A 2303-nucleotide genomic window follows, 5' to 3' on the forward strand; every position below is an offset into this window, starting at 1 on the left:
AGTGCTGCTTGTAGCTCTGAGCTTGGTTATTCTGATCTTTGGCTTAATGAAGCCAGCTTATGAATACAAAAAACAAGCCGAGGCAAAGCTTGAGCAAAATCAGCAATTGCTAGCCTTGGTAAACCAGAATAAAGCCGCACTGAGAAGTCTTGGTCAAAACAATCAAGGCAGTGCTTCCAAAAAAGCATTGAATAGCCAGCAGCTGGTTTCATCGGTTACTAATCTTGCAAAGCAACAGAAAGTGGCACTTAAGCGCTTCGAGCCAAGCGGCGACAATAAGCTAAAAGTTTGGGTGGATGACGCCTCTTTCGATAAGGTAATTTCTTGGTTAAGTCGCTTGAAAAGCTCATTAGGTGTGCGAGTCGAGCAGATTTCCATTGATAAAGATGATGCACCAGGGAAGATCAGCGCCAGAATGACATTGTCTTCATAAGTCTGTAGCGCGATATATTAGTCTAAGAACTAGGGGCACCTATGACAAGAATAACAGAAGAAACCAAAGCAAGAGTTGTTCGACTTGAACCTGGCGCTTTTACCGAAGCTAAAGCAATTCTATATAGAGCTTATAAACATGAGCCTACCTTTAAATACCTATTTGACGCTTCGCGCCCTGGTTATGATCAACGTATCAGGGCAACTATACGAGAGTTAATTAACTTACATTTTTCCAATCAGCAAGATGTGATCGGCCTGGCATTGGATAATCATTTGATTGCAGTTGCGCTAGTTGGCAGTCCGGATATCCGTTTGACACTAAGTCGTCAGTGGAACTGGCGTTTGCGTATGATGCTTACAGCAGGAATGGACTGTACATGGCGTTATATTAATTACCATAAACAGATCCACGAGTATCTACCTAAAGGTGAACACCATGAATTACCTCTGTTGGGGGTGGATTCAAAATACAGAAATTCGGGTTACGGTAAGCAGTTGATGTTGGCGATAGAAGATATCTGTAAAGAAAACCCGCGCTCCGGCGGTATAGCGCTTGATACTGGTAATACGCGGTACTTGAAGTTTTATAAGAGTATTGGTTATAAAACCCTTGGAACCGTTAAACTGGGTGAGCTCGTTGAAAATGTATTATTCAAAGAGTGCAGTCACTAATTCTGTATTTATATTTTACCTGTCTTAAGCTATTAAATGCTCTAGTGTAGTTTTCGAGCTTAGGCATACCGACAATATCCGTTTTTGAAGAGTTCTTTATGTCATCTTATGATTTTGATTTGTTTGTAATTGGTGCTGGCTCCGGCGGTGTTCGTTTGGCTAGAATGTCGGCCTCGATGGGCGCTACAGTTGCTGTTGCAGAAGATCGCTATCTTGGCGGTACGTGTGTAAATGTAGGCTGCGTACCAAAGAAACTATTTGTTTATGCATCCCATGTTCATGAAGAGCTTGAAGACGGCAAAGGCTATGGTTGGCATTTAAATGGTGATCTGAGTTTTAACTGGCAAACCCTGGTCAAAAATAAGAATACTGAGATTGAGCGTTTAAACGGTATTTATGATTCCTTGTTAACTAACTCGGGCGCTAAAATTATTAATGGTCGAGCTCGCATAGTTGATGCCCATACTGTCGAAGTGGCAGGGCAGCAATACTCGGCTGAGCGAATCGTTGTCGCGACTGGAAGTTGGCCGTTCATACCTAATATTCCAGGTGCCGAGTATGCAATCTCTTCCAACGAGCTTTTCTATCTTGATAACTTGCCCGATACTGCAACGGTTGTGGGTGGTGGCTATATAGCTGTAGAAATGGCCGGAATTCTTCAAGGGCTTGGTGTCGACACGACCTTGGTTTATCGTGGTGAGCTGTTCTTGCGCGGTTTTGATCAAGAAGTGCGGGAGTTCGTGCGTGATGAGATTAGCAAAAAAGGTATTCGCTTAAGGTTTAATGAGAATATCGACAGTATTTCAAAGCTGGATAACGGTTCTTTAAATCTTCAGCTAAAAAGTGGCGCTACCGAATCTACTGGTTTGGTGCTTTATGCAACAGGTCGAAAGCCATACTCCTACGACTTAGGCATAGAGAATACTAAGGTAGCGCTTGATGACAAAGGTCAGATTAAGGTTAATGATTATTTTCAAACAAGTGAACCCTCGATCTATGCGATTGGTGATGTAATAGGTGGTATGCAGCTTACGCCGGTTGCGCTTGCCGAAGGTATGTTCTTAGCTAATTATTACTTTTCCTCAACTAAACCTTCATTAGTCGACTATTCCTTGATACCGACGGCTGTTTTTTGTCAGCCAAATATTGCTACGGTTGGCTTGAGTGAGGAGCAAGCGCGGGAAGAGTTTGATGAC

Annotated in this window: 3 protein-coding genes; all 3 read left to right on the forward strand. The window is 42.8% G+C overall.

Annotated features, from left to right (window positions below):
* The coding region (gspM, locus tag A3761_RS18660) for a type II secretion system protein GspM (protein WP_068750672.1) at nt 1–433 on the forward strand (433 nt) is incomplete at its 5' end.
* 41 nt (nt 434–474) lie between these two features.
* A complete protein-coding gene (locus A3761_RS18665; RefSeq protein WP_068553306.1) occupies nt 475–1107 on the forward strand; it encodes an N-acetyltransferase in 633 nt (210 codons plus the stop codon).
* 98 nt (nt 1108–1205) lie between these two features.
* The coding region (locus tag A3761_RS18670) for an FAD-dependent oxidoreductase (RefSeq protein WP_068750673.1) at nt 1206–2303 on the forward strand (1098 nt) is incomplete at its 3' end.

The organism is Oleiphilus sp. HI0123 (assembly GCF_001635315.1).